This window comes from Pedococcus sp. P2_E4, assembly GCF_056403935.1.
The window spans coordinates 1-25147 of record NZ_JBFUEO010000025.1; the positions used below are offsets into that span (position 1 = coordinate 1).

Here is a 25147-nt window from a genome sequence, read left to right on the forward strand (position 1 = left end):
CGCCCGCGACGGGGTGCGCTCGCGGTGCGGGTCGCCGGGTCGGTCGCCATGAGCCCGACTGTATGCCGTGTGCTCACCAGCTCCTCCCTCTCTGCGACTTTGTATCCGCAAAGCCGCATCCGCCCCCGTTGTTGGGGGACGGATGCGGCATTGTGTAGACGAAGTCGCCGGGTTGCTGGTCGGTCAGGACAGGGGCAGGCGGTGCCGGATGTCGCCCAGGCCGCGCGCGACGAGCAGCTCGCCGCCGGCGGCCAGGCTCGCCCAGGCGTCGGCCGCGGTGTCCCAGCGGCGCCACATGCGCGGGTCCGTCGTCACCTCGACCGTCTGTGACTCACCGGCAGGGACGTCGACGGTGGTCCAGCCGACGAGCCGTACGGGCTGGTCGGTCTCGATGGGCTGCAGGTAGACCTGCACCAGCTCACGGGAGTCGCGGACGCTGGTGTTGCGGACCGTGACCGACACGGTCGGCGCGGCACCGTCCGTGGGGCCCACGAGCTCGGCGCGCTCGTAGTCCCAGGCGCCGTAGCCTTCGCCGGCTCCCAGCCAGTACGCGGGCGCGTCGGCCCGGCCCGCGTGGAAGCCGCGGTAGCCGATGAACGACCCGTCGGTGTACTCGAGCTGCAGGTCGGTCGGCTCGACGACCCAGGCAGGGACGGCCTCGTCGGCGACCGGCCACGTGGTGACGAGGCGTCCTGCTGGCTCGCGCAGCCCGAGGAGCGCGTCGGCGACGGCGTCGCCCCCCTCCTGGCCGGGCAGACCCACGACGAGGATGGCGTCGACGTCCTCGGCCCACGGCATGAGGACGGGGGTCGAGGCGTTGACCACCACGACGGTGCGCTGGGCCACCGCGGCGACGGCGCGGACCATGGCGTCCTGCTCGCCGGGCAGCGCGAGGGTGGTCTTGTCGGTGCCCTCGGTCTCCTGTTCGGGGGTGAGGCCGACGACGACCACGGCGAACTCGGCCGCTCGTGCTGCCTCGGTCACGGCGTCGAGGGTCTGCTCGACCGGCGCCGGGACCGGGCCGGCCACGAGGGCCTTGATGCCCATGCCGGAGGCGATCGCGTGCGACAGCGTGCTGATCTTGCCGTCGGGACCCGGCTGAGCCTCGGTGCGGACGACGGTGAGGACCGCCTCGACCAGGGCCCCGGCGGGGGCCTCCGTGTCGGTCCACCACACCGGCGGCTTCAGCATCGACTCGCCCGGGTCGGCGCCCTCGGCGGCCAGCTCGACGGCGCCGACCTCGGTGCCGTCGACGGTCACGCGCCAGGTGCCGGTGCCGCTGACGCCGACGCGCACGGGGCCGCCCTCGACCAAGGTCGCCGACAGCCGCAGCTGCTCGGTCGGACGCGGCAGGGTGTCGTCCCAGCCGGTCGTCACCTGGCTGTCGCCGGAGTGCTCGGCCAGCATGACGACACCCTCGGCGTCGACGTGCTCCACGTGCAGCCCGGGCTCGCCCGTGTGCGGGTCGCGGATGGCCGTGGCGAGCGCCGGCAGCGGGCGCTCGCGGACCTCGACGCCGTCGACGACGGTCAGTCGGTCACCGAGCTGCTCGCGCAGTCCCTGCGCGATCGAGACCTGGTGGGGCGGGTTCACCTGTGCCGAGCCACCACCCATGCAGACGGTGTCGACCCCGTGGCGTCCGATGAGGGCGACCGACCCGGTCGTCGTCAACGGCAGGACGTCGGCCTCGTTGCGCAGGACGACCATGCCATCCGTGGCCAGCCGCCGCAGCTGCGCCCGGCGCTCGGGGGCATCGGCAGCCAGGGAGTCCGTCGGCCAGGCGCGGTGCGCCTCGGGACCGCCGAGGGCGCCCACCCGCTCGGCGAGCAGGAGCAGCCGGGTGAGGTGCTCGTCGATGACGGACTCGTCCACGGCGCCGGAGCGCACGTCGGCGACGAGCGCCTCGCCCCAGGGTCCGTCCGGGCCGGGCATGACGAGGTCGAGCCCACCGAGGGCGGCCGGTGCCGAGGTCTTGGTCGCGAACCAGTCGCTCATGAGCAGGCCGTCCCAGCCCCACTCACCCTTGACCACCTCGTTGTTGACGTGACCCTGCTCGGTGGCCGCGACGCCGTTGACGTCGTTGTAGGCCGCCATGATCGACCAGGGCTGCGACTCCTCGACGGCGATCTCGAACGGCAGGAGGTAGACCTCTCGCAGCACGTCCTCGGCGACGACGGAGTTCATGTAGTTGCGAAGGGTCTCGGACTCGTTGGCCACGAGGTGCTTGAGGCAGGCGCCGATTCCCTTGGCCTGCAACCCCTGGACGTAGGCCGCGGCGAGGCGGCCGGTCAGCAGCGGGTCCTCGGAGTAGGCCTCGAACAGCCGCCCGCCCAGCGGGGACCGGTGCAGGTTGATGGTCGGGCCGAGCACCACGTGGATCTGCTGGCGCTCCGCCTCCTCGGCGAGCATCTCGCCGACCTCGCGGGCGGTCTCCTCGCTCCACGCGCTGGCGAGCAGGGTGGCGTTGGGGAACAGCGCCACGTGGTCACCGCCGGTGAACTTCAGGCCGCGCACCCCGGTGGGGCCGTCCGAGAACGCCATCGGCGCCAGGCCGATCGAGTCCTCGCCGTGCAGCGTGAACGAGGTGGCTCCGGTGAGCAGCCGGACCTTGGTCTCGAGGTCGAGCTGGGCGATCAGGGCGGAGAAGTCTGTGGAGGTCACTGAGCCAGTGTCGACCTCGGGTGCGATTGCGTAAATAGATACACCTAACTATTTCGCCATCCGAGACGAGTGGGGACTGGGCGCGCCCGGGCGCCCGGGTATGCGGTGGGGTCGCCTCGGTGCGTCGTGTCCCCGGTGGGGTCCGTCCGGTTCATGCCGCCGTCGCCGCTGGTTGGCATGATGGCGACGTGTCCACCATCGTCTTCCTCCACGCCCACCCCGACGACGAGGCCTCGCAGACCGCGGGAGCCATGGCCCGGGCCGTCAGCGAGGGGCACCGCGTCGTCACGGTGTTCGCCACCAACGGGGACCACGGCGAGCTGCCGGCTGTCGGGCTCCCGGAGGGTGAGACGCTGGTCGAGTGGCGCCGGCGGGAGGCGCAGGCCAGCGCGGATGCCCTGGGCGTGCAGCGGATCGCCTGGCTGGGCTACGCCGACTCCGGCATGACCGGGTGGGAGCAGAACTCGCACGAGAACGCCTTCCACGTCGCCGACGTCGACGAGGCAGCGAGCCGGCTCGCCGCGATCCTCGACGAGGAGCGTGCCGACGTCCTCGTCGGGTACGACTGGCACGGCGGCTACGGCCACCCCGACCACGTCAAGGTCCACGCCGTCGTCCACCGTGCAGCCGACCTCGCCGCCCGGCGCCCGCGGCTGCTGGAGTCGACCATGAACCGCGACATCGTGCGCGGCGTGTTCCAGGCTGCGGTGGCCGCGGGCGCAGAGGACCAGGCCTTCGACCCCGACAGCCCCATGGACGACGGCAACCCGCTGGGCACTCCCGAGGCCGACATCACCTGGCAGGTCGACACCAGCGCGTTCCTGACCCAGCGACGGGCCTCGCTCGAGGCTCATCGCAGCCAGGCCACGGACATCGAGGGCATGCTCTCGATGCCACCGGAGTTCTTCGCGATGTTCTTCGGCCGCGAGCACTACGTCGAGCCCGGCATCGACAAGGAGCAGCACCCGACGATGCAGGTCGGCTGGCCGTTCGGTGGCTGAGCCGGCCACGGCACTGGGGCCCGGCGCCCTGCTGCGCCTCCCGCAGGTGGCTCGACTGCTCCTCTCCGCCCTCGTCGGCCGCCTCCCGAACGGCATGGTGCCGCTCGCACTCGTCCTCTTCGCCCGCGACACCGGCAGTGGCTACGGCAGGGCGGGCCTGCTCACGGCCGCATACTCCCTCGGCTGCTGCCTCGGCGGACCGGCCCTGTCGCGGGTCATGGACCTGCGCGGACAGCGCGCAGCGCTCGTCCTCGGTGGCGTGGTCTCGTCAGCGGCGCTCGCGGTGCTGCCGTGGGCGCCCGCGCGGGCGGCCCTCGTGGTGGCGCTCGTCGCTGGCCTCGCGACCCCACCGCTCGAGCCGGCGTTGCGCACCCTGTGGCCCTCGGTCCTCTCGCCCCGGCAGGTGCCCTCGGCCTTCGCGCTCGATGCCGCCGCGCAAGAGCTGATCTTCGTCCTCGGCCCGCTCGTCGTGCTGGTCGCGCAGCTCGGCGGCAGCGGCGGCGGCCTCGTCGCGGCCGGGGTGGTGGGGATGGCCGGCACGGCGTGGTTCGTCGCCTCACGCGCGTCCGGTGCCTGGGTCCCACCCGTCCACGAGGACCGGCACTGGCTCGGGCCGCTGCGCTCGCGGCGGCTGTGCGTGCTCTACGCGTCGATCGTCATGGTGGGCCTGACGGTCGGGGTGCCCGCGGTGGCGCTGGTCGCCTACGCCGAGGAGGCCGGCGACCGCGGGCTGGCGCCGTGGTTGGTGGCCGCCAACGCCCTCGGCGCCTTGGTCGGCGGCGTGGCCTACAGCCCGCGCGCGCCGCACCGCGACCCGCGTCGTGACCTGCTGCTCGGGCTGGGGGTGCTCGTCGTGACGTATGCCGCGCTGGCCACCGTCCCGTCGGCCGTGTGGGTGACGGGCTTGCTCACCGTGGCGAGCGGGGTCGGGTTGCCCCCGGTGCTGACCTGCGTCTTCCAGCTCGTCGACCGGCTCGCGCCCCCGGGCACGACGACCGAGGCGTTCGCCTGGCTGATCTCCGCGTTCCTCGTCGGCTCGTCCGTGGGTGCTGCGGCGGCCGGGGCGTTGTCGGACTCGGGGCGGATCGGGGGAACGTTCCTCATGGCTGCTGCCGCCTCGCTCGTGGCGCTCACGATCGCTCGCACGGTCGTCAGCCGGGGTGTCGACGACCCCGCCCTCAGAGGTGCTTGAGCGCCTCCCGCCGGCTCAGCCCGCTCATCCTGCCGTCGTACTCGGCCACGGTCGCCCGCACCCAGTCGGCGTCGGTGCGCGCGTGCTGTCGCAGGGCCCACCCGATCGCCTTGCGGATCCAGAAGCTGGGGTCCTCGAGGTTCGGCTCGATGGCGGCTCGCAGGAGGCCGAGGTCGGTGCGGTCCTTGAAGGTCAGCTGGCAGATGATCGAGGTCCGCCGGAGCCAGAGGTCCTCGTGCTCGATCCACTGCTCGACGACCGGCGTGACCTCTGCCTTGTGGGTCAACAGGATCGGGCCGATCCGGTTGCTGGCGACCTCGTCGACGTGGTCCCACCAGGCGCCGGTCACCACCAGGTGGCGGTACAACGGCACGGTCTCGGGGTCCTGCCACGCGCGGTAGGCGCGGTGCCCGGTGAGGGCCGTCGCGGCATACCTCTCCTCGCGGTGGGTGGCCTCGTCCCACAGCTCGCGCACCGCCCCTTCCCACTCGTCGCGCGTGGCAGGTTGCAGGTCGGGGTCGGCGAGCAGCGGGCGCAGCAGGACCTTGAGCTCGGGGGAGGTGATGCCTCGGTAGGGCATCGCAGACTTCATGTAGGCCTGCTGTGCGGCAGCGCGCTCGGGGTCCCCCGCGCCGGCCAGGGCAGACCTGATCGCAGGCACGACGGGGTGTGTCACGGGAGCCAGCATGCCTGTCGCGGCTGGTCAGTGGTGCCCGGGGACGTCCTCAGCGCCCTCCGGCAGCGCCGGGGTGCGGACTGCCAGGGCGACGGCGACGACGGCCACGCAGAGGGCTGCACCCACCCCGAACCCCCAGGCGATGCCTGAGCTGAGCGAGTCGAGCGGGGTCCGACCGTCGGCGGCGGCAGCGGCAGCCCGGCCCGCCATGACGCTGACGACGATCGCCGTGCCGGCTGCAGCGGCGACCTGCTGCAGTGACCCGAGGATCGCGCTGCCGTGGGAGTAGAGGTGTGGGGGCAGCACGGACAGCCCGGAGGTGAACACCGGCGTGAAGATGAAGGCCAGCGCCGCCATGAGCACCACGTGACCCGCCAGGACCAGCCAGGGCGACGTGTGCGGCCCGACCTGGGTGAACAGCGCCAGGTCGACCATCATCACGACCGCGCCCGGGACGACCAGGCGCGGGGCACCGAGCCGGTCGTAGAGCGCGCCCACCCGCGGCCCGAGCAGACCCATGGCCAGCCCGCCGGGCATGAGCAGCAGACCCGTCGACAGGGTGCTCAGCTGCAGGACGTCCTGCAGATAGAGCGGTAGCAGGATCATCGCGCCCATCATCGCCATGAAGGCCAGGCACATGACGCCCAGCGCGATGGTGAACGGGGCGAAGGCCAGGGTTCGCAGGTCGAGCAGGGGAGCGCCGTCACGCTGCAGCCGCAGCTGGCGCCAGGCGAACGCGGCGATGGCGACCACACCGAGGACGGTGACCAGCGCCGGGGGCACGGTGTGCGTGCCGCGCGAGCCCTCGCCGAGACCACTCAGTCCGTAGACCAGGGCGCCGAACCCGACGGCCGAGAGCACGACGCTCGAGGAGTCGATGCGGCTGGCCCGGGGCTCGCCGATGTTGACCAGCTCGCGCAGGCCGAGGGCCGTCACCGCCCCGGCGATGGGCAGGACGACGACGAAGATCAGCCGCCACGACCCGAGCTCGAGGAGCAGCCCCGAGACGGCCGGGCCGAGGGCCGGTGCCACGGACATCGCGAGCATGACGTTGCCCATGACCTTGCCCCGCTCGTGCACCGGGACCAGCGTCATCAGGGTGGTCATGAGCAGCGGCATCATGACGGCGGTGCCGCTGGCCTGGATGACGCGGGCGACCAGCAGCACGGAGAACGCCGGGGCAGCGGCGGCAAGGGCCGTGCCGGTGAGGAAGAGCCCCATGGCCAGGGCGTAGGCGGTCCGTGTCGTCACGCGCTGCAGGAACCAGCCGGTCGCGGGGATGACGACCGCCATCGTCAGCATGAACGCGGTCGAGAGCCACTGGGCGCTCGTGGCTGGGACGGCGAACTCGCGCATCAGCCGCGGGATGGCGTTGACCATGATCGTCTCGTTGAGGATCACGACGAACGTGGCGAGCACCAGCAGCCGCAGGACGCTGGTGACGTTGACGGCGGGGGCTCCCTCAGCTGTGTCGACCGTGGTGGCCGTGGCTTGAGTCATGGGTGGGTCCTTCGGAGTGGGAGGAACTGGTCTCACACCGTCAGACCCGGGTCGGCGCCGGAACTCATCGGTGGTGGGCGTCCGCCATTCTCACGGTCGGCACTGACAGCCCTCAAACCCTTTTCCCAGCAGCGAATCTGCCCTACTCGTCGCCGCGCAGGGTGAACGAGCGGAGCCGGTCCCCCGTGAACCACACGGCGGCCAGGGTCAGGATGGCGCCCGCGACGATCGGGTAGGCCAGCCCGGTGGTCGCACCGGTGACGTGCGGGCTGATCTCGGCTGCCAGCCCCCGGCCCCACGCGCCGATCGCCAGCCAGCGGATCCCCTCGAGGAGGTTTCCGAGCAGGCCCTCCCACAGGAGGGCGAACAGCAGCCCGATCACGACGGCGTGCCGGGTGAGCGCGGCGAGGCCGAGGAACAAGGCGCTGTATGCCGTGCCCGCCAGCAGGGCGCCGCCGGCCCAGGCGAGCGCGCGGCGGGGGTCGGAGGAGTCGAGGACGAGCCCGGTGACCAGCAGCGGCAGGGCACCGAGCGCGGCAGTGGCCGCCCAGGCGGTGGCGTACTTGCTGATCGCGACGACGTGCCGGCTTACCGGCTTGGAGAGCAGGTAGACGACCGAGCCGTCGTCGATCTCGGGGCCGAGCACGGCTGCGGCGGCGAGCAGCGCGACGATCGGCAGCCCCAGCGTGAAGCCGATGCCCACGACCTCGTCGTAACCGGAGCCCTGGTCGGTGAGCAGCCGGACCATCACGGCCAGCGCCATGGTCAGCCCCGGCACGAGCAGGAGGACGATCCCGCGCCGGCGGCCGAACAGCGCCTGCGCGGACAGTCGGACGATGGTCTGGTTCACCGCTCAGCCCCCCACCAGATAGGCGAACACGCTCTCGAGCGACTCGTCGGTCGGCCGCAGCTCGAGCACCCGGATGCCCTGGTCGCGCGCCAGGCGGGGCAGGCGCACCGCGAACGCCCCGAAGTCGGAGACCGAGACCGCGAGCCCTGCTGCGGGAGCACCCAGCGAGACCCCGACCACGGACGGCTCGGCGATCAGCGCGCTGGCCAGGGCGCGGTCGTCGTCGCTGGTCACGACGTACTGCACGGGACGGTCCGTCATGAGCCGGCGGATCTGGCCGAAGTCACCGGATGCCGCGTGCCGGCCCGACACGACGACCTCGATCTGGCGGGCCACCTGCTCGACCTCCTCGAGGATGTGCGAGCTGAACAGCACCGTGCGCCCCTCGGCGCCCATCTCGCGCAGCAACGTCATCAGGTGCAGGCGCTGCCGTGGGTCGACGCCGTTGAACGGCTCGTCGAGCAGCAGGACCGCAGGGTCGTGGACCAGGGCCGAGGCGAGCTTGACCCGTTGCCGCATGCCCTTGGAGTACGTGCCGATCCGGCGACCTGCGGGCTCGGTCATCTCGACGACGGCCAGCGCCCGCTCGGCGGCGGCGCCGGGGTCGGGGAGTCCCTGCAGCTCGGCGTTGGCGCGCACGAACTGTCGCCCGGTGAGGTACCCGAAGCTCACCTCTCGCTCGGGCACCAGCCCGATCGCGCGGTAGACGCCGGTGTTGCGCCAGATGGTCTGACCTTCGATCGTGACGGTCCCGGCCGAGGGCGCCAGGAACCCGGCCATCATCGCGATGAGGGTGGTCTTCCCGGCTCCGTTGGGTCCGAGCAGCCCGGTGATGCCGGGGCCGACGGTCATCGAGATGCCGTTGACTGCCACGACGTTGCCGTACCAGCGGGAGACCGTGTCGAGCGTGATGGTGCTCACCCGGAGGCCACCTTGCGGTAGCGCCAGAGCAGGCCGCCCACACAAGCGGCCGAGATGGCCAGGAACACGAGCACGTAGGCCGCCTGCATGCCCGTACCTGTCGGCGGGGCCATCGGCATCTCGCCGTCGGCGAACGCGTGGGCGACGCCCCGGTACAGCGAGTACGGGGAGAAGAGCCCGGCCACCTCTCCGATGTCGGTCCTGCCCTCCTCGCCGGAGATGCCCTGCACCGCCATGACGATGCCGTTGCCGATGAGCAGCACCGCGATCGTGGCGACCACCGCGAAGCCTCGCCGGGTGCTCCAGCTCGCGATGAGCCCTGCGACGCCGGTCAGGCTGAGGGCGAGCAGCACGGCGACCCCGACGGCGCGGGCCGTCGCATCGACCTGGTCGCTCACGTCCAGCCCCGCCAGCAGCGCGAAGACGAACATGAGCAGGATCGGCAGCAACAGGAAGACCAGCGTCGCGAGCAGCAGCGAGGTCCATCGGGCGAGGGCGTACGTCCCGGACCGCAGCGGGCGGGCGAGGTAGAGCGCGATGGACCCGTGCCGCAGGTCGCGGGAGAACATCACGGGGGCCTGCGCGGCGACGAAGATGCCGAGGATGACCTGCGTGACCGAGGCGTACTGGGCGTAGCCGATGGGGAGCTCATCGGCCCCGGTCAGGACCAGGACGCCGACCATGATCACCGCGGGGAAGACGTTGAGGGCCAACAGGATGAAGGGCAGCACCTTGGACTTGGCCGACCGCCCGAGGCCGAAGGTGTTGCGGAAGCCTGTGAGCACCAGGGCCCGCGCAATGGCCTGCTCGCCCAGGCGGGGTCCGGTGTAGGGGCGGTAGCCGAGGTCGTGGATGACGCTGCTGCCGGCGGGCGTGGCCGTGGTCGGGTCCGTCATCGGGACTCACCCCCGACGGCTGCGGGCTCGCTTGCCGGCGCGGACGCCGCAGCCGGCTCCTGCTCGGCGAAGACGTCCTCGATGCGGTGGTGGTCGGCCTGCACCCGGACCAGCCCGAGCCCGAGGTCAGTCGCGGTGTCACGGATCAGGTCGTGCACGTCCGTGCCCCCCGCCCCGTCGACCACGAGCATCGCCCCGCGCGGGGTGACCGCGACCCCGGCGTCGGCCAGGGCGGCCGCCATCCGCGCCTGCGCGTCGTCACCGAGGACCTCGACCAGCAGGGCGCCGGTGAGGTCGAGGAACTCGTCGGTGCTGCGGGCCTGCAGCAGCCGTCCACCGTCGAGGACCACGACGTTGTCGCTCACCCGCTCGAGCTCGCCGAGCAGGTGCGACGTGACGATGACCGCGATGCCGAAGTCGCGGCCGATCCGCTGCACCAGCCCCAGCATCTCGTCGCGGGCCGCCGGGTCGAGGCCGTTGGTGGGTTCGTCGAGCAGGACGAGGCGCGGGTCGTGGGCGAGCGCCTGCGCGAGCTTGGCCTTCTGGCGCATGCCGGTGGAGTAGCCACCCATCGGCCGATAGCGCTCCTCGGCCAGGCCGACGTGGCGCAGCACCTCGGCGGCGCGCTCGCGGGCGGCGACCCGCGGCAGCCCGGACATCATCGCGAGGTGGACGACGAAGTCGCTGGCGCTCACGTCGGGCGGCAGGCAGTCGTGCTCGGGCAGGTAGCCCACAGCGGCACGGATGGCGCCGCCCTCGGTGGCGATGTCGTGCCCGAGGACCTCGGCGTGGCCGGTCGTCGGCGGGATGAGGCCGAGCAGGATCTTCAGGAGCGTGGACTTGCCGGCTCCGTTGGCGCCCACCAGGCCGGTGATCCCCGGCAGGATGTCGACCGTCAGCGCGTCGAGGGCCAGCACCGGACCGTAGTCCTTGGTGAGTCCCTGCGTGCGCACGACTGGTTCCACGCCCGTCACGCTAGCCGCGGTGTGCTGGCAATAGGTGCAGGTTGTGTGAAGGTCCGGGGGAGATCAGGGACAACCCCGGGTCGCCGCCGTTCGCGGACGCGGCGCCCACACGGCATACCCCTGCGGCGCCCCCGTATGGCGGGTGGCTCAGGCCGCGCCGTAGCGCGCCTGCGCGCGGGCGCGAGCCTTGATGGCCTCGACCTCGCGGTCCTTGGGGGGCGCGCTGGTGGTGAGGTGCTCGAGCAGGTGCTGGGTGGCGTGCGCGACCTCGGCGACGGCCTCGTCGAACGCGGCCTGGTTGGCGGCGCTGGGCCTGGTGCTGCCGCTGACCTTGCGGACGTACTGCAGGGCCGCGGCCCGGACCTCGTCGCTGGTGGCCGGCGGCTCAAAGTTGTGGAGCTGACGAATGTTTCGGCACATGTCCGTCAGGCTACGTCGGACAAGTTGGACACGCCCGAACCTTTCCTGAGTCCACATCCAGTGGACGACGTCTGTGCAGGTCAGAGGCTTGCAGCGCGACGGGCCGTCGCGAAATCCACAGGCTTATCCCCCGGCTGTGCACAAGTGACCCGGGCGTTGCGCACACCTTGTCCACAGCCTTTCCACACCCCCGATTCGAACGCCGGGCTCTCAGCCCACGTGGTCGCGCGAGAACTGGTCCCGCGGGAGCCGGTCGCGCATGGATGCCAGCAGCTCGGGGGTGACGGGGGTCAGGGGCGGGCGGCTTTCCGGTGACGAGATCAGGCCCTGGCTGGCAAGCCATGCCTTGAGGGGAACCGGGTTGGGCTCGTCGAACAGGAGCGGGATCCAGGGGCTGAGCTGGTTCCAGGTGCTCAACGCCTCGTCACGACGTCCAGCGGTGAGATCTGCGAAGACCTTGACGAACAGCTCTGGCACCACGTGGGCTGCAGCGAGGACGCCGCCGGCTCCGCCCAAGGCGACGCACAGGAAGAAGAGGTGGTCCTCGCCGGTCATGACGGCCAGGCGTCCAGCACCCTCGCGGATCAGCTCGAGGCTCTGCTTGATCTCGCCCGAGGAGTCCTTGACGCCGACGATGTTCGCGTGTCGGTCGGCCAGTGCGAGCAGCGTGGTGTTGGAGAGGTTGACGCCGGTCCGGTACGGGATGTTGTAGACGATGATGCCCCGGTCGGTCTGCTCCGCCACGGCGTCGAAGTGGGCGCCGAGCCCCGCCTGGCTGGGGCGGTTGTAGTAGGGAGCGGTCACCAGGTAGCCGTCCACGGGGAGCCGGTGGTGCCCCGCGACGTCTGTGGCGACGGACCTGGTGTCGTTGCCGGTAACGCCCAGGTAGATCGGGAGGGACCCGTCCAGCGTCATCGCCACGTGGTTCACCACGCGCTCGACCTCGCCGCGCGACAAGGTCGGCGACTCCCCGGTGGTGCCGGCCAGCACCACGCCGTTGATCCCTGACGTCCGGTACCTGTCGAGGAGTCGCGACAGTGACGCCGTGTCGACCTCCCCGTCCTCGAACGGGGTCACCAGCGGCAGGAGAACCCCGCCCACGGCCTGTCCGGTGATGGTCACTCGCACTCCTCGTTGGTGGTGTCTCACAGTCGCGGTCGCTGAAACCCGCACTGGGACTTGAGATTTCGCGCACTCGTCGCTCGTGACTTGGTACTGGAACCGTGGCTCCGACACAAGGCTTCGGAACCGGCGTCTCCTGGAAGCTCCGCGACTTGGGAAAGTCTTTACCCGACGCACGGTCAAGGTTGCAGGGCACGCCGGGCATGTGCACCATGTGCCGTTCGCCGTGGAGGGATCTGAGCAGGACGGGGGTGGTTCACCGATGAAGTGGGCCGAGCTGTCCTTCCTTGCGGTGCGTGGTCTCAGCGCGGCTGCCTACTTCCTGCTCGTGCCCTTCCTCGCCCTCTGGCTCATCGACCACCGAGGACTGTCGGGTGCCGGGGCGGCGACGGTCGTCGCGCTGTGTCTCCTGTTCGGCCGCATAGGCGGGATGCTCGTCGCGCGGCTCCTGCACAGGGTGGGGCTGCACCGCTCGGTCGTCTTCGCCTACGCGGCCTCCACGGCGACGGTGTCCGCCATGGCCCTGTATCCCGGTGGGAACCTGGCCGTCTGGATCGTGCTGGGCTCCCTCTTCGGTCTGTCCTTCTCCTCGGCGACGGCTGCCCTCAAAGCCCTGGTCGTCGTCGCCTATGCGCCGGAGCAAAGGCTCTGGGCGTTCTCCCGGCTCTATCTGGCAGTCAATGCCGGCGCCCCGGCGGGGATCGCGGCGGGGGGCTTCCTCATGGCACACGGCCCCGGCTTCTTTGCCTGGGCCGCCACGGTGCTCTACGCGTCCGCACTCGTCCTGCTCAGGCTCGTCCCCGCGGATGCCGAGGAGGAACAGCAGTCACCGCCCGAGAGTTCGGTGGCGGGCGGCCGACTCCCCTTTGGGCTCTTCCTGCTCTTCACCGGCATCACCTGGGTCGCCTACTCCCAGGTCTTCAATGTGCTGCCGACCTTCTCGGCTGACCGGGTGGGCACGCAGTCGATCTCCTACCTGTTCATCCTCAACTCAGCCCTGGTCATCGTGCTGCAGGCGCCGATCACGGGCGCGGTGGAGCGACTGAGGAGGTGTCGCCCCGGCCTGGCTGCTCGCACGGTCCTACCCGTGGCGCACCTTGCACTGGGGGTCTCCTTGTTTGCGTTCGGCTTCACCGGTCGCACGTCACTGGGCGTCATCTACTGCGCGATGGCCCTCTTCACCCTCTCCGAGCTGGTCTGGGCACCGGCGTACGACTCGGAGATCCCGAACGTCAAGGGTCGCCTGTCGCCGTTCGCGGCCTACGGGATCGCCGGTGCTGTCCGGGGCGGTGCAGAGTCCTTGGGCTCGTGGCTCGGGATCGCCTCGGCCACCTCCGCCCTCGTCGCGTGGCCCCGGAGCGCACTGCTGTTCTGGGTGTCCTCGGGCGGTCTGGTGGCCGTCGCTGCCTACTTCCTGTGGAGGGGCGTCGCTGATCCCTCCGCGAGGCGCGCGCCGGCAACCACCAGCCCGACCGAGTCCTCGAACGTCGGTGAGACCGTCAAACCGTCTTGACGAGGATGGACGCCTCGACCTTCTCGGCCAGCGCGTGCAGCTCATGGCGCGTGGGTGCGTCCACGACGAACGTGAGGACGCGGTCGAATGACCTCTCCAGGGGGCCGATGGTGTCGCCGACGGACTTGTCGCACATGATGACGCGCAGCGCGGGGGGCGCGTCGGCGCGCGCCTCGGCGAGCTCCGGCCACATCCAGGTCTTGGCCACCCAGCTGACCTCGGTGCCCAGGTCCCCGACGGTCGAGACCTCGGCGAGGGTGCCGGGTGGGGGGACGACGTACACCTGCTTGGCGAACCTGGCAGGGCTGGGGTAGGTCACGCGGTTACCCAGGGCGATGTCCACGATCGCGGCCGCCAATGACGCGCCGGTGGCGAGGTTGTAGAGACTGACGATGCTGTCGCCGGGAAAACGCGCCGCGATCTCGATCAGGTAGACGTTTCCTCCCGGGTCGATCTTGTACTCGGCGTGTGAGATCCCGTTCTCGAAGCCGAGCCGGGTGAGGATGCGTTCGTTGGTGTCGACGAGGGCGCGCGTCTGCCACTCGGGAAGGTCAGCAGGGAACTCGTGCCCGACCTCGACGAAGCCGCCGCCCACGTACTTCTGGGTGACTCCCGAGAAGATGACCTTCCCGCCCTGCACCAGGGCCTCGACTGACACCTCGTTGCCGCTGATGTGTTGCTCGATGAGGAGCGTCTCGTCCGCAGGGTAGGTCTGGATCTGCTCACTCAGGTCCTCGACCGATGAGAAACGGTAGACGCCCGAGCTCGAATTCCGTCCTACGGGCTTGACGATCCCGGACGACAAGGCCGCCGAGGTGATTGCCTCCTCGCGCTGCGTGGGGGCAACCCTGCGCCAGCGGGGCGAGAACTCCTCGAGGTAGAGCCTCTGCAGGTGCTTGTTCCTGCACACCCTGCCGGCGCGGAGGCCGGGGGAGGGAAGGCCGAGGTAGTCGTTGACGATGATCGACGGCTCGACGAAGTACTCGCCGATCGAGAAGCCTCCGACGATGGTGTACTCGCCGCGCCACGCGGACACAGTCCCGAGAATCCCCTCGAAGTCGGTCCTGTCGTGATAGCCGACGGCCACGATGTCCGACAAGGGGTGCGCCGGGTTGCGGATGAGCTCGGGCAGCTCCCCGTGACGCTCTTGGGGTTCGGTGATGACCAAGGGTTTGAGCCCCCTGTCGCGCAGCGCCTGGTACAGCTCGGGATAGCGGGTGAGGACCTTGTTGCTCCCGTAGAGGAGGAAGGCTCTGGGCCTGAGTGTCTCCGTGCGTGGCCCTGTGGGCGTCATCGCGTGCAGCCAGCCTCTCGCTGTATGGGGAGGCCGCGACACAGGTGCGGCCCGACGGTTCCGACGCGTCGACGAGAGCAGGCCCACGTGCGCCGTGGACCTGAGGTCGAYAGTCATGAATCGACCGAGCCGCCGGCGAGGTTAGCACGCAGGCGCCGGTCGGCTCATGGTGGAGCTGAGCCGTGAGACACGCCCGAAAGTATTTTCAGTCCACAGGTGGATCTGGGCGTTTGCGCAGGTCAGGCGTGGCTTGGCGACGTCATGCGGGCAGCTGTCAACAGGTCCTCAACAGACTGTGCACAAGGCATGCGGGCGTTGCGCACACCTTGTCCACATCCTGTCCACACGGCTGGTTTGAGTGCCCCCTCGACCGGCCCTACGGTGAGCGGATCACGGGTTCACGCGGCGGGCGTCGGCATGGGTCAACGACCTTGTCACCGCCGACTGATGTACTCGAATCACGCAGGTGTTGTTTCGGGTCCGTGGTGACTGACGCAGTGAAGGGGTTGTGCGGGTGTCGCTTGCAGAGTTGAGCACGAGCGCGTTCAGCTCGGGCGGCGACGGTCCCCCCGGCGGCAGCGACCGGGTCCCGCCCCAGGACCTCAACGCCGAGCAGTCCGTGCTCGGCGGCATGCTCCTGTCCAAGGACGCCATCGCCGACTGTGTCGAGGGCCTGCGCGGGCAGGACTTCTACCGCCCGGCCCACGAGCTCATCTACGACGCGGTGCTCGACCTGTACGGCCGCGGCGAGCCCGCCGACGCGATCACCGTCTCCGACGAGCTGTCCAAGCGCGGCGACCTGCAGCGCGTCGGCGGCCAGGCCTACCTCCACCAGCTCATCCAGGCCGTCCCGACCGCGGCCAACGCCGGCTACTACGCCGAGATCGTCCGGGAACGGGCCGTGCTGCGGCGCCTCGTCGAGGCCGGCACCCGCATCGTCCAGCTCGGCTACCAGCAGGGCAACGGCGACGTCGAGGACATCGTCAACGCCGCGCAGGCCGAGGTCTACGCGGTGGCGGACAAGCGCGGTGGCGAGGACTACGTCGCCCTCGGTGACGTCCTCGAGGAGACGCTCAACGAGATCGAGGTCGCCGCCGGCCGCGACCCGGGCGAGATGATGGGTGTCCCCACGGGCTTCCTCGAGCTCGACGAGCTGACCCACGGCCTGCACCCCGGTCAGATGATCGTGCTGGCCGCCCGGCCCGCCGTCGGCAAGTCGACCATGGGTCTCGACATCGCCAGGGCGGCGGCCATCAAGCACAAGATGGCCACGGCCGTCTTCTCCCTCGAGATGAGCCGCTCCGAGATCACGATGCGCGTGCTCTCTGCCGAGGCGCAGATCCAGCTCCAGGACCTCCGCAAGGGCACCATCGGCGACGCCGGGTGGAAGAAGCTGGCCCGCATCATGGGGCAGATCTCGGACTCGCCGTTGTTCATCGACGACTCGCCGAACATGTCGCTGATGGAGATCCGGGCCAAGTGCCGCCGGCTCAAGCAGCAGCACAACCTCAAGCTCGTCGTCATCGACTACCTCCAGCTGATGTCGTCCGGCAAGAAGGTCGAGTCCCGCCAGCAGGAGGTGTCCGAGTTCTCGCGTGCCCTCAAGCTGCTCGCCAAGGAGCTCGAGGTGCCGGTCATCGCGATCTCGCAGCTCAACCGTGGTCCGGAGCAGCGCACCGACAAGCGGCCCCAGATGTCCGACCTCCGTGAGTCCGGTTCCATCGAGCAGGACGCCGACATGGTGATCCTGCTGCACCGTGACAAGTCCCCCGAGTCCGGGCGTGAGGGCGAGGCAGATGTGATCGTGGCCAAGCACCGAAACGGCCCGACCAAGGACATCGTGCTGGCCTTCCAGGGTCACTACAGCCGGTTCGCCAACATGGCCCGCGACAACTTCTAGACGCGTCAACAGGATCCGTCAGGAATCGAGAAGCGTCGGTCACCGACTCGCTCGTAGCGTGTCTGGCATCGATGAGGCGGTCGACCAGAGGACCGCCTCGACCAGGAGGTCCGAAGAAATGAGTCCCACGATCAGCAGTCTGGTGATCCCGGTGTCCGACCTTGACGCGACCAAGGCCGTCTACACGGCGTTGCTCGGCTCACCGCACACCGACGAGGCCTACTACGTCGGGTACAACGTCAACGGCTTCGAGGTCGCTCTCAACCCGGCGGGCGCCGGTGGTGGACCGGTGGCCTACGCCGATGTCGACGACCTCGACGCCACCCGGGAGACCCTGCTTGCGGCCGGAGCCACCGAACGCGACGCCCCGCGTCAGGTCGCACCGGAGGCGCGGGTCTGCGTGCTGACCGACCCGGACGGGAACCCCATCGGCCTGCGTGGGAAGTAGCGGGACCAGCCTCGCCCGTTCCGCGCACCGGATCCACCTCGGCAGTCCCACACCGCCCTCGGGTCACGTTTCGCCGTTCCGTGCGTCCTTCAGGGAAACAGCGACGCCAACTGGTGGCACGCAGACGCGCGAGAGGGCGAGTGTTCGTGGGGAGCATGGGGGCACAGGGGGTTCACAGCCGACGCGCCGCCGCAGACGTGGAGGCACGGGTCGCAGAGTTCTTCGAGGCGACCGACGGGCGGGGCCTGCTGTTCGACCACGTCGCCCGCCTGCGGCTGGAACGGGCGCGATCGGTGACGGCACTGCTGGACGACCACGAGTCCCCGACCCGCGTCGCCAAGCTGCTGGGCGTCCCCGTCGACGAGGTCCACGCCATGCACCGCCAAGCCGCCCAGGCTCCAGCCACGATGACGGTACGCGGGATGGGCGCCCGGTGATGCGGTTCCTGTTCCTCCTGCTCTTCGCCCTGGTCTTCGCGGCGGTCATCACCACGGCGGTCGTCGCCCTCATGACAGGGGGCGTCGTCGCCCTGCTCGACTGGGCCAAGGCGCGGCGGCGCCCCTGAGGCCCGTCTCGAGGCCGGTCCCAAGGCCGGTCCCAGGGCCAGTCCCAAGGCTGGTCCCCGGGGTCCGGTCCCGGGGTCTTGTCCGGGAGCTCACGCCCAGATCGCGGCCGGTATGCCGTCCGAGAAGGTCTGCGGCGGGTCTGGCAGCGGGCGAGCCTCACCAGCGGTCCGCCGGGCTGCCGTCCACGCGGCCGCGCAGGCGTCGAGGACGTCGTCGGCGGCATACCCGCTGCCGGTGAGGACCGAGGGTGAAGCGAGCCCGACAGCGGCGAGCGCAGCGAGCCTGGCCGCACGTCCCTCCTCGGTCTTCTTCCCGGGCGCGATGGGGGCCCCGGCCATGACCGCGAAGCTCAGCTCGGGGTGCACCTCCATGACGATGAGGGTGGGTCGGGTGCGCACCCACGCGTCGACCTCGAGGATCTTGGCGCGCAACGCGAACGCCTGGGCGCCGACCCCCTGACCCGTCAGCGCTCGGTTGACGGTATCCGCCTCGAGCCGGGACGACTGCGTGTACGCCGCCCGGGTGAGCGTCGTGAACACCGAGGAAGCCTTGACCTTCAACGCAGTTCGCGCCAAGGCGTCGGCCTGGCGGGTCGAGGTGTCGGGCAGGCCGATGGGGATGTCGATGGCCACGACCTGGATGTCGACCGACTGACGCACCGTCTCGACGAGGTCTGCGATGGTGGCCGCGACGGCGATCCGCGGCCGAGGGGCGCCCGGCTCCAGGATGGCTCCGACCCACCCCGCCGAGCAGGCGTCGACGCCGAGCACGGGCACGCTGACCTCGACCGGAGGCGCGGGCGAGGGGCCGCCTGTGGACGTCACCGCCCCGGCCCCCTCGGTGCGGAGGCCGTCGAGGTCGACCCCCAACGCGTCAGCCAGCCGGCGCACGGCGGCGGCCAGGTCAGCGACCGCCGCGAGGACCTCGGCCGAGGGCCCAACCCGCTCGTCACCAGCCATGCCACCACCTCCCGTCGTGTGCCGGGGTCACCTGCCGACAGCGTGTCACGAGCCCGACCTTGCCGGCACTACGAGCCCGGCCGCGCCGACCCCACGGGCGCGTAGACTCGCAGGACAACAGCTGCCCTGGACCCGGTGGCCTTCCACCACCGAGGAGTCCGAGATGAGCAGCCTTCCCCTGCCAGTGAGCGCGAAAGCCAGCGCGCAGCACCGGCTCTATCCCGACGTGCTCGCCGCCGTGCGCGCCGCCGGTCTCATGGACCGTCGCCTCGGCCCGTACGCCGTCCTCTTCGCTGCGAACCTGGTCGGCCTGCTCGTGGTCGTCGGCGCGATGGTCGTCTGGCGCGACTCGTGGTGGCTGCTCCTGGCGGCCGCCGTCCTCGCGGTGGTCTCGGTGCAGATCGGGTTCCTCGGACACGACATCGCCCACCGCCAGGTCTCGCGCCGCGCCCGGACCGCCAACCTCCTGGGCCTGCTGCACGCCAACCTGCTCAGCGGACTCAGCTATGCCTGGTGGCTCGACAAGCACAACGCCCACCACGCCAACCCCAACGACCTGGACACCGACCCCGACGTACACGCGGGAGTGCTGATCTTCGACGCCAGCCAGGCCGTCGGCCGGCGAGGGCTGTTGGCGTCGGTCACCCGGCACCAGGCCTGGCTCTTCTTCCCGCTGCTGACCCTGGAGGCGGGCAACCTCTACCTCGCGGGTCTGCGCGGGCTGGCCCGCCCCGGCTTCCGCCACCGCCGCAGCGAGCTGGTCCTGATCGCCGTCCACACGGCGGCCTACGTCTGGCTGGTCGTCGCGACGACGACGTGGGTCCAGGGGCTGGTGTTCGTCGCGGTGCACCAGGGTCTGCGCGGGCTCTACCTCGGCGTCTCGTTCGCGCCGAACCACAAGGGCATGCCGGTCCTGTCGAAGGCCGACGAGGCCGACCCCTTCCTGCGCCAGGTGCTCACGTCGCGCAACATCCGCGGTGGGCCGGTGGTCGACTGGGCGCTGGGCGGGCTCAACTACCAGATCGAGCACCACCTCTTCCCGAGCATGCCGCGGGCGAACCTCCCCCGGGCGCAGCAGATCGTGCGGTCGTTCTGCGACCGTCACGACGTGCCGTACGTCGAGAAGGCAGCCGCGTCGTCATACGTCGATGTGGTGCGCCACCTGCACGAGGTGGGTGCACCACTGCGCCTGCGAACCTGACCCGGCAGTCGCCGGTCACGACCCGGCCCCGACCCGGCGCGGACGTGCGTGGGGTCGGGGTCGACTCAGGGCGGGCCGCGGCGGCCCTCGATGGCGAGCCGTCGGTCGAGCACTGTGGCGAGGTAGTTCATCTGCTGCACGTGCGCCGCGTCGCCGTCGGTCTGGACCACGGCCGGACCCACGTGGTCGGTGATGATCGCGACGGCATACCCGTCGACGATGCCCAGCTGCCGGGTGACCGTGTCCGCACGCAGCCAGCCACCCTTGAAGGCGCTCGCGCCGATGCTCCCGAGCCCCCACTGGTGGGCCGGGATCGGGTGCATCACCGAGAGCAGGTACGAGCTGCTGGCCTTGGAGACAACGCGTCCTGAGGCCAGCGCGGCCATGAACCGCACCTGCTCGCGGATGGTCCACTGCATCCCGCCCTGTGAGGTGTCGGGCGCCACGGTGCGGGTGTCGCCGATCGACCGCAGCACCCGGTTGATCGCCGCGCCCGGGCTGCCGGGGATCGAATCGCGCAGGGCGATGACGGCGTTCATGTCGGAGGCCGTGAGGGCTGCCGTGATCCAGCGCCGCTGCTGCGCGGTCGCCCTGGTCGGGTCGCCGTCGCAGACGGTGTCGAGGAAGGCGGCGACCACCAGGACCTTCGAGGTCGACCAGGCCTTGTAGCTCGAGACGCTGCCCTCGACGGTGACGTTGCCCGGGTCGGACAGCGGCGCGAAGGCGAAGGCGTCGTTCGGGTCGCCCTTGAGGCTGGTCCGCAGTGCGCTGCTGGTGGGCTTCTTCGAGGTGGTGGCCGGCTTCGGGGGCGTCGTCCTCGGGATGGCCCTGGTGGTCGTCGTGGTGCTCGTCGTGGGCGTCGACGGGGTGCTGCTCGGGGTCGTGCTCGCACCGGTCATCGTCGCGGCCTTCTTCGGCGCATCGTCCGCGCACGCGGCCAGCGCTAGGCATGCCAGCGCCACTGCCACCACCACGGAACGTCGCATGGTCACTCAGGGTAGCCCCGGCCGTCGCCGCTCCCGACGCAGATCCCAGAGGTAGTGGTCGAAGTCGACCTCCATGTGCCGCCCGAGCCAAACGCGTTGGCGCCGAGCTCACCCGAACGACAGGATCGGGGCCATGGCATCGAAGGCGACGAAGTACCCCGACATGTGGGTGGACCCCGAGGACGACCCCCGAGGCAACGACAGTGCGGGCAGCACCGAGCGCGAGGTCCTGCTCGACTACCTGCGCCACTACCGGCTCACGTTCGAGATGAAGTGCGACGGCCTCGATGCCGAGCAGATGGCCCGGCGCTCGGTCGAGCCGTCGACGATGTCGATGCTGGGGCTGCTGCGCCACCTGGCCAAGGTCGAGCAGATCTGGTTCCGGATCACCATGGAGGGCAACGAGATCCCGCGCCTCTATGTCGAGGACGAACCCGACGGCGACTTCAACGGGGCGGTCCCTGACGATGCGGTCGTCGCCGAGGCCTGGGAGGCCTGGCGTCGTGAGGTCGCCCATGCCGAGGAGTTCGTCGACCGTGCCGAGTCGCTCGAGCTGATGAGCACGCACCCCATCCGTGGCCCGATCTCCCTGCGCGAGCTGCTCGTCCACCTCATCGAGGAGTACGCCCGGCACTGCGGCCACGCCGACCTCATCCGAGAGCGCATCGACGGCCGCACGGGGCAGTAGCGGCCCGCCCACCCCTTCCGGCGCACCCAGGTCACATACCCTGTGCTGCGTGAGCGACGAGGCCGCACCTCCCGACCCGAGCACCGTGCACGACGCGGTGCAGCGGTATGCCGCGATGCAGCCTGAGCTGCGCGTGCGCACGGAGCAGTTCGTCGCCCTGATCACCTCCCTGCTCGACGACGCCGGCATCAACTACGTCAGCGTCACCGGCCGCGCCAAGAGCGTCGCGTCGTTCGCTGCCAAGGCGGGCCGCACCGTCGACGGGGCGCCCGTCTACGCGGACCCGCTGCGCGAGGTCACCGACCAGGTCGGCGTGCGCGTCGTGACCTACCTGCACGGCGACGTCGCCGCCGTCGCGGGCCTGCTGGCCGACCAGTTCAGCGTGCTCGACGACCGCGACATGGGTCGGGAGACGGCGCGGCAGGGCCGGTTCGGGTACTCCAGCCGCCACGTGCTGGTGGCGACGGACCCGACGAAGGTGCTGCCCGCGTCATACGAACCGCTCGAGGGGCACAGCGCCTCGGTGCAGGTCCGCACGATCCTGCAGCACGCGTGGGCGGAGTTCGAGCACGACGTCCGCTACAAGGGGTCCATCCCCGAGGAGCACGTGCCCGACCTCGACCGTCGGTTCACGCTGGCGGCCGGGCTGCTCGAGCTGGCCGACCGCGAGTTCTCCGAGATCCGCGACACCCTGCAGGCGACGATGGGGGGCCAGCGGCTGAAGATCGACGAGGACGACCCCCGGATCAGTGCCTCGGACCTCGCGACCTTCCTGGCCGGGCAGTTCCAGGAGGCCGGCTGGTCCCGCACCGACCACTACGCGTGGATCTCGGGGCTGCTGCTCGAGCTCGGTATCACCTCCCTCGACGAGCTGGGTGGGCTGCTGTCCTCGATCGATCTCGAGGGGATCGACGCCCGGATGGGTTACCGCTACCCCGCTGGTGCGGTACGGCGACTCGACGACGCGCTGCTCGCCGTCTTCGGCAACCGGTACGTCGGGCTGCACGGCAATGCCCACCGGGAACTCGCGCTGCGGGCCCGGCTGGAGAAGATCCGCACCGTCTGAGGTGCCGCCCCGGGGGCGGCAGGGATCGCCGCCGGCGGACACCTGCCATCGGTCCGACGACCCCTGACGGTGTCGGCGCCGAGGTCTAGGGTGCGAAGCATCCGGGAAAACCCGGTCTCTCCAGCCCCCGGCACCCTCCCGACACCCCAGGAGCCCACGATGGCATCGATCCTCAACCCCTACATCTCCTTCAAGGACAACGCCCGTCAGGCGCTCGAGTTCTACAAGGACACGTTCGGCGGTGAGCTCACGCTCAGCACGTTCGGCGAGTACGGCGACCCGAGCCAGCCCGGGGCCGACGGCATCATGCACGGCAACCTCGAGACCCCTTCCGGCTTCCGGCTCATGGCAGCCGACACGCCGCCCGGCATGGACCACAACCCCGGCACCAACATCGCGGTCAGCCTGTCCGGTGACGACGCCGACGAGCTGCGCGGCTACTGGGACAAGCTCTCGTCCGGTGGACAGGTGCAGGTCCCCCTCGAGAAGCAGATGTGGGGCGACGAGTTCGGCATGTGCGTCGACCAGTTCGGCATCGGCTGGATGGTCAACATCGCCGGCGACCAGTCGGGGTCCGCTCCGACGGAGTAGGTCTCGCACCGTCCCTGACCGGTATGCCGTGCGGCCGGGCTCGGCCCCGGCCCGCCCGGTCAGGGGCGCAGCCAGGCGGTGGCGTCGCTGGGCAGGGTGCCGTCCTCGAGCGGGACGCTGCTCAGCAGAACCCGGTCGGCAGGCACCGGCACGGCCTGGTCCGAGAGGTTGACGACGCACCGCAGCGCCGGGCCGCGGTCGAAGTCGAGCACCTCCGGGGTGGACTCGCGCCAGGCGAGCCCCACGGCAGCCAGGCCCTCGGTCTCGCGTCGCAGCCGGAGCGCCTGCCGATACAGCGAGAGCATCGACTTGGGGTCTGACAGCTCGGCCTCGACGGTCAATGCGCTCCACGAGGCGGGCTGCGGAAGCCACGGCTGGACGCCGTCGGGTGAGAAGCCGAACGGTGGTGCGTCGCCGCTCCACGGGATCGGCACCCGGCACCCGTCGCGGCCGCGCAGCTCGCCTCCGCTGCGCAGGAACATCGGGTCCTGCAGCACCTCGTCGGGCAGGTCGTCGACGTTCGGCAGGCCCAGCTCCTCGCCCTGGTAGATGTAGGACCCGCCGGGCAGCGCCAGCATGAGCATCGCCGCGGCGCGGGCCCGTCGGGTGCCGAGCGCGAGGTCCGACACCTCGCCCTCTCCGTCGGTGATGAAGAACGAGCTGGTGGTCTGCCGGCCGTAGCGCGTCACGGGCCGGGTCTCGTCGTGGCTGGTGAGGACCCAGGTGGCCGGCACCCCGACGGGCTCGAACGACGCCAGCGTTGCCTGGATCACCTCGCGCAGCGGCCCGGCCTCCCAGGGTCCCTTGAGGTAGGGGAAGTTGAAGGCGGTGTGCATCTCGTCGGGACGCAGGTACTTCGCGAGTCGCTCCGGGGTGCTGACGACCGCCTCGGCGACGAACACGCGGTCGCCCTCGTAGGTGTCGGCGATGGCTCGCCAGCGGCGGAAGATGTCGTGCACCGTGTCGACGTCCCAGTGGGGGTTGTCGTCCCAGTCGACGGTGCGGAACTGCAGCACCCCGCCGTAGTCGGCGTCCGGCAGTCCAGCCTTCTTCGACATGGCCGGGGCCGCGTCGATCCGCAGCCCGTCGACCCCGCGGTCGAACCAGAAACGAAGCACGTCGTCGAAGTCGGCCAGCACCTCCTGGTTGCTCCAGTCGAGGTCAGGCTGCTCGGGTGCGAACAGGTGCAGGAACCACTGCCCGGGCGTCCCGTCGGGCTCGGTGACCCGCTCCCAGGCAGGGCCGCCGAACGCGCTGATCCAGTTGTTGGGCGGCTCCTCGCCGTGTTCGCCGCGCCCGTCGCGGAAGAAGTAGCGCGCCCGCTCCGCAGATCCCGGTCCGGCCTCGAGTGCCGCGAGGAACCACGGGTGCTGGTCGGACGTGTGGTTGGGGACGAGGTCGATGATGACCCGCAACCCCAGGTCGCGCGCCTCACGCAGCACCGCGTCCGCGTCGTCGAGCGAGCCGAACATCGGGTGGATGCCCCGGAAGTCGCTCACGTCATACCCCCCGTCGGCCATCGGCGAGGGGAACCACGGCGAGATCCACAGGCCGTCCACACCGAGGTCGGCGAGGTAGGGCAGCTTGGCCCGCAGACCCGGCAGGTCGCCCTCTCCGTCACCGTTCCCGTCGGCGAAACTGCGCGGGTACACCTGGTACATCACGGCGGAGCGCCACCACGGCTCCGGCTCCTGGTCGAGTGCCACAGGCCGAACCTAGCGCCCACCTCGA

The 25147-nt window shown here is 70.7% G+C and carries 24 protein-coding genes; 11 read left to right on the plus strand and 13 right to left on the minus strand.

All coding sequences use genetic code 11. The annotated features are described in order from the left end of the window. Nucleotides 1-183: 183 nt before the first annotated feature. Nucleotides 184-2661, minus strand: a complete 2478-nt coding sequence (locus AC1DV7_RS12430; RefSeq protein ID WP_477597444.1) for a glycoside hydrolase family 3 protein — start codon at nt 2659-2661, stop codon at nt 184-186. A 188-nt stretch (nt 2662-2849) separates the two neighbouring features. Between AC1DV7_RS12430 and AC1DV7_RS12435 the strand changes: the two genes are divergently transcribed. Both AC1DV7_RS12435 and AC1DV7_RS12440 read left to right on the plus strand, forming a co-directional pair. After that, on the plus strand, nt 2850-3662 hold the full coding sequence (locus AC1DV7_RS12435) for a PIG-L family deacetylase (RefSeq protein ID WP_477597445.1): 813 nt from the start codon (nt 2850-2852) through the stop codon (nt 3660-3662). Then, the gene (locus AC1DV7_RS12440) at nt 3655-4854 is read left to right on the plus strand and encodes an MFS transporter (RefSeq protein ID WP_477597446.1); all 1200 of its coding nucleotides are present in this window, start codon (nt 3655-3657) and stop codon (nt 4852-4854) included. Before AC1DV7_RS12435 ends, AC1DV7_RS12440 begins: the two co-directional genes overlap by 8 nt. Here AC1DV7_RS12440 and AC1DV7_RS12445 read toward each other — a convergent pair. The 8 genes from AC1DV7_RS12445 to dapA all read right to left on the minus strand — a co-directional run bounded on the left by AC1DV7_RS12445 (nt 4841) and on the right by dapA (nt 12204). After that, nucleotides 4841-5530, minus strand: a complete 690-nt coding sequence (locus tag AC1DV7_RS12445) for a DNA alkylation repair protein (RefSeq protein WP_477597447.1) — start codon at nt 5528-5530, stop codon at nt 4841-4843. The genes AC1DV7_RS12440 and AC1DV7_RS12445 overlap by 14 nt on opposite strands. 27 nt (nt 5531-5557) lie before the next feature. Further along, nucleotides 5558-7030, minus strand: coding sequence for a DHA2 family efflux MFS transporter permease subunit (locus AC1DV7_RS12450; protein WP_477597448.1), 1473 nt, complete (start codon nt 7028-7030; stop codon nt 5558-5560). A gap of 142 nt (nt 7031-7172) precedes the next feature. Then, nucleotides 7173-7880, minus strand: coding sequence for an ABC transporter permease (locus AC1DV7_RS12455; RefSeq protein WP_477597449.1), 708 nt, complete (start codon nt 7878-7880; stop codon nt 7173-7175). Between the two features lie 3 nt (nt 7881-7883). Next, the gene (locus tag AC1DV7_RS12460) at nt 7884-8801 is read right to left on the minus strand and encodes an ABC transporter ATP-binding protein (RefSeq protein WP_477597450.1); all 918 of its coding nucleotides are present in this window, start codon (nt 8799-8801) and stop codon (nt 7884-7886) included. Next, nucleotides 8798-9697 carry a hypothetical protein gene (locus AC1DV7_RS12465; RefSeq protein ID WP_477597451.1) on the minus strand — a complete coding sequence of 300 codons (900 nt, stop codon included), beginning with the start codon at nt 9695-9697 and terminating at the stop codon, nt 8798-8800. Before AC1DV7_RS12465 ends, AC1DV7_RS12460 begins: the two co-directional genes overlap by 4 nt. Beyond that, nucleotides 9694-10662, minus strand: coding sequence for an ABC transporter ATP-binding protein (locus AC1DV7_RS12470; protein WP_477597452.1), 969 nt, complete (start codon nt 10660-10662; stop codon nt 9694-9696). The genes AC1DV7_RS12465 and AC1DV7_RS12470 overlap by 4 nt, the downstream gene beginning before the upstream one ends. Before the next feature lie 147 nt (nt 10663-10809). Then, nucleotides 10810-11082, minus strand: coding sequence for a DUF2277 domain-containing protein (locus AC1DV7_RS12475; RefSeq protein WP_477597453.1), 273 nt, complete (start codon nt 11080-11082; stop codon nt 10810-10812). 210 nt (nt 11083-11292) lie between these two features. Then, entirely contained in the window at nt 11293-12204 is a 912-nt protein-coding gene (gene dapA, locus AC1DV7_RS12480) for a 4-hydroxy-tetrahydrodipicolinate synthase (RefSeq protein ID WP_477597454.1), read from the minus strand. 262 nt (nt 12205-12466) lie between these two features. Between dapA and AC1DV7_RS12485 the strand changes: the two genes are divergently transcribed. Beyond that, nucleotides 12467-13717 (plus strand): MFS transporter, encoded by a 1251-nt coding sequence (locus tag AC1DV7_RS12485; RefSeq protein WP_477597455.1) that lies wholly within the window; start codon nt 12467-12469, stop codon nt 13715-13717. Here the strand turns inward: AC1DV7_RS12485 and AC1DV7_RS12490 are convergent. Continuing rightward, complete coding sequence (locus tag AC1DV7_RS12490; RefSeq protein WP_477597456.1) at nt 13704-15011, minus strand: ATP-grasp domain-containing protein; 1308 nt, start codon at nt 15009-15011, stop codon at nt 13704-13706. The two genes, AC1DV7_RS12485 and AC1DV7_RS12490, sit on opposite strands and share 14 nt — an antisense overlap. Nucleotides 15012-15525: 514 nt before the next feature. Between AC1DV7_RS12490 and dnaB the strand changes: the two genes are divergently transcribed. The 4 genes from dnaB to AC1DV7_RS12510 all read left to right on the plus strand — a co-directional run bounded on the left by dnaB (nt 15526) and on the right by AC1DV7_RS12510 (nt 17924). Continuing rightward, on the plus strand, nt 15526-16911 hold the full coding sequence (gene dnaB, locus AC1DV7_RS12495; RefSeq protein ID WP_477597457.1) for a replicative DNA helicase: 1386 nt from the start codon (nt 15526-15528) through the stop codon (nt 16909-16911). Nucleotides 16912-17029: 118 nt separating this feature from the next. Then, entirely contained in the window at nt 17030-17359 is a 330-nt protein-coding gene (locus AC1DV7_RS12500) for a VOC family protein (protein ID WP_477597458.1), read from the plus strand. A 197-nt stretch (nt 17360-17556) separates the two neighbouring features. Beyond that, nucleotides 17557-17796 (plus strand): hypothetical protein, encoded by a 240-nt coding sequence (locus AC1DV7_RS12505; protein WP_477597459.1) that lies wholly within the window; start codon nt 17557-17559, stop codon nt 17794-17796. Then, nucleotides 17796-17924 (plus strand): hypothetical protein, encoded by a 129-nt coding sequence (locus tag AC1DV7_RS12510; protein ID WP_477597460.1) that lies wholly within the window; start codon nt 17796-17798, stop codon nt 17922-17924. Before AC1DV7_RS12505 ends, AC1DV7_RS12510 begins: the two co-directional genes overlap by 1 nt. A 90-nt stretch (nt 17925-18014) precedes the next feature. On the opposite strand, the gene AC1DV7_RS12515 is transcribed toward AC1DV7_RS12510, so the two are convergent. Beyond that, entirely contained in the window at nt 18015-18884 is an 870-nt protein-coding gene (locus tag AC1DV7_RS12515; protein ID WP_477597461.1) for a DUF429 domain-containing protein, read from the minus strand. A 163-nt stretch (nt 18885-19047) separates the two neighbouring features. Here AC1DV7_RS12515 and AC1DV7_RS12520 point away from each other — a divergent pair, with 163 nt between their 5' ends. Next, nucleotides 19048-20085: a fatty acid desaturase family protein gene (locus AC1DV7_RS12520; RefSeq protein WP_477597462.1), complete on the plus strand. Its 1038-nt coding sequence runs from the start codon at nt 19048-19050 to the stop codon at nt 20083-20085. A 65-nt stretch (nt 20086-20150) separates the two neighbouring features. Here AC1DV7_RS12520 and AC1DV7_RS12525 read toward each other — a convergent pair whose 3' ends face one another. Next, nucleotides 20151-21071, minus strand: a complete 921-nt coding sequence (locus AC1DV7_RS12525; RefSeq protein WP_477597463.1) for a serine hydrolase — start codon at nt 21069-21071, stop codon at nt 20151-20153. Nucleotides 21072-21204: 133 nt separating this feature from the next. On the opposite strand from AC1DV7_RS12525, the gene AC1DV7_RS12530 reads away from it, so the two are divergent. From AC1DV7_RS12530 to AC1DV7_RS12540, 3 genes are all read left to right on the plus strand, one after another. Beyond that, complete coding sequence (locus AC1DV7_RS12530; RefSeq protein ID WP_477597464.1) at nt 21205-21759, plus strand: DinB family protein; 555 nt, start codon at nt 21205-21207, stop codon at nt 21757-21759. Between the two features lie 49 nt (nt 21760-21808). After that, nucleotides 21809-22825: a GTP pyrophosphokinase gene (locus AC1DV7_RS12535; RefSeq protein WP_477597465.1), complete on the plus strand. Its 1017-nt coding sequence runs from the start codon at nt 21809-21811 to the stop codon at nt 22823-22825. A 159-nt stretch (nt 22826-22984) separates the two neighbouring features. Next, on the plus strand, nt 22985-23416 hold the full coding sequence (locus AC1DV7_RS12540) for a VOC family protein (protein ID WP_477597466.1): 432 nt from the start codon (nt 22985-22987) through the stop codon (nt 23414-23416). 59 nt (nt 23417-23475) lie between these two features. On the opposite strand, the gene AC1DV7_RS12545 is transcribed toward AC1DV7_RS12540, so the two are convergent. Beyond that, nucleotides 23476-25122: a glycoside hydrolase family 13 protein gene (locus AC1DV7_RS12545; RefSeq protein ID WP_477597467.1), complete on the minus strand. Its 1647-nt coding sequence runs from the start codon at nt 25120-25122 to the stop codon at nt 23476-23478. Nucleotides 25123-25147 lie beyond the last annotated feature (25 nt).

What these genes read in the sequence shown, in the direction of transcription:
- AC1DV7_RS12450 (WP_477597448.1), bottom strand. Translation starts at nt 7,030, where the DNA reads ATGACTCAAGCCACGGCCACCACGGTCGACACAGCTGAGGGAGCCCCC.
- AC1DV7_RS12465 (WP_477597451.1), bottom strand. Translation starts at nt 9,697, where the DNA reads ATGACGGACCCGACCACGGCCACGCCCGCCGGCAGCAGCGTCATCCAC.
- AC1DV7_RS12475 (WP_477597453.1), bottom strand. Translation starts at nt 11,082, where the DNA reads ATGTGCCGAAACATTCGTCAGCTCCACAACTTTGAGCCGCCGGCCACC.
- AC1DV7_RS12485 (WP_477597455.1), top strand. Translation starts at nt 12,467, where the DNA reads ATGAAGTGGGCCGAGCTGTCCTTCCTTGCGGTGCGTGGTCTCAGCGCG.
- AC1DV7_RS12490 (WP_477597456.1), bottom strand. Translation starts at nt 15,011, where the DNA reads ATGACGCCCACAGGGCCACGCACGGAGACACTCAGGCCCAGAGCCTTC.
- AC1DV7_RS12500 (WP_477597458.1), top strand. Translation starts at nt 17,030, where the DNA reads ATGAGTCCCACGATCAGCAGTCTGGTGATCCCGGTGTCCGACCTTGAC.
- AC1DV7_RS12510 (WP_477597460.1), top strand. Translation starts at nt 17,796, where the DNA reads ATGCGGTTCCTGTTCCTCCTGCTCTTCGCCCTGGTCTTCGCGGCGGTC.
- AC1DV7_RS12515 (WP_477597461.1), bottom strand. Translation starts at nt 18,884, where the DNA reads ATGGCTGGTGACGAGCGGGTTGGGCCCTCGGCCGAGGTCCTCGCGGCG.
- AC1DV7_RS12520 (WP_477597462.1), top strand. Translation starts at nt 19,048, where the DNA reads ATGAGCAGCCTTCCCCTGCCAGTGAGCGCGAAAGCCAGCGCGCAGCAC.
- AC1DV7_RS12525 (WP_477597463.1), bottom strand. Translation starts at nt 21,071, where the DNA reads ATGCGACGTTCCGTGGTGGTGGCAGTGGCGCTGGCATGCCTAGCGCTG.
- AC1DV7_RS12530 (WP_477597464.1), top strand. Translation starts at nt 21,205, where the DNA reads ATGGCATCGAAGGCGACGAAGTACCCCGACATGTGGGTGGACCCCGAG.
- AC1DV7_RS12540 (WP_477597466.1), top strand. Translation starts at nt 22,985, where the DNA reads ATGGCATCGATCCTCAACCCCTACATCTCCTTCAAGGACAACGCCCGT.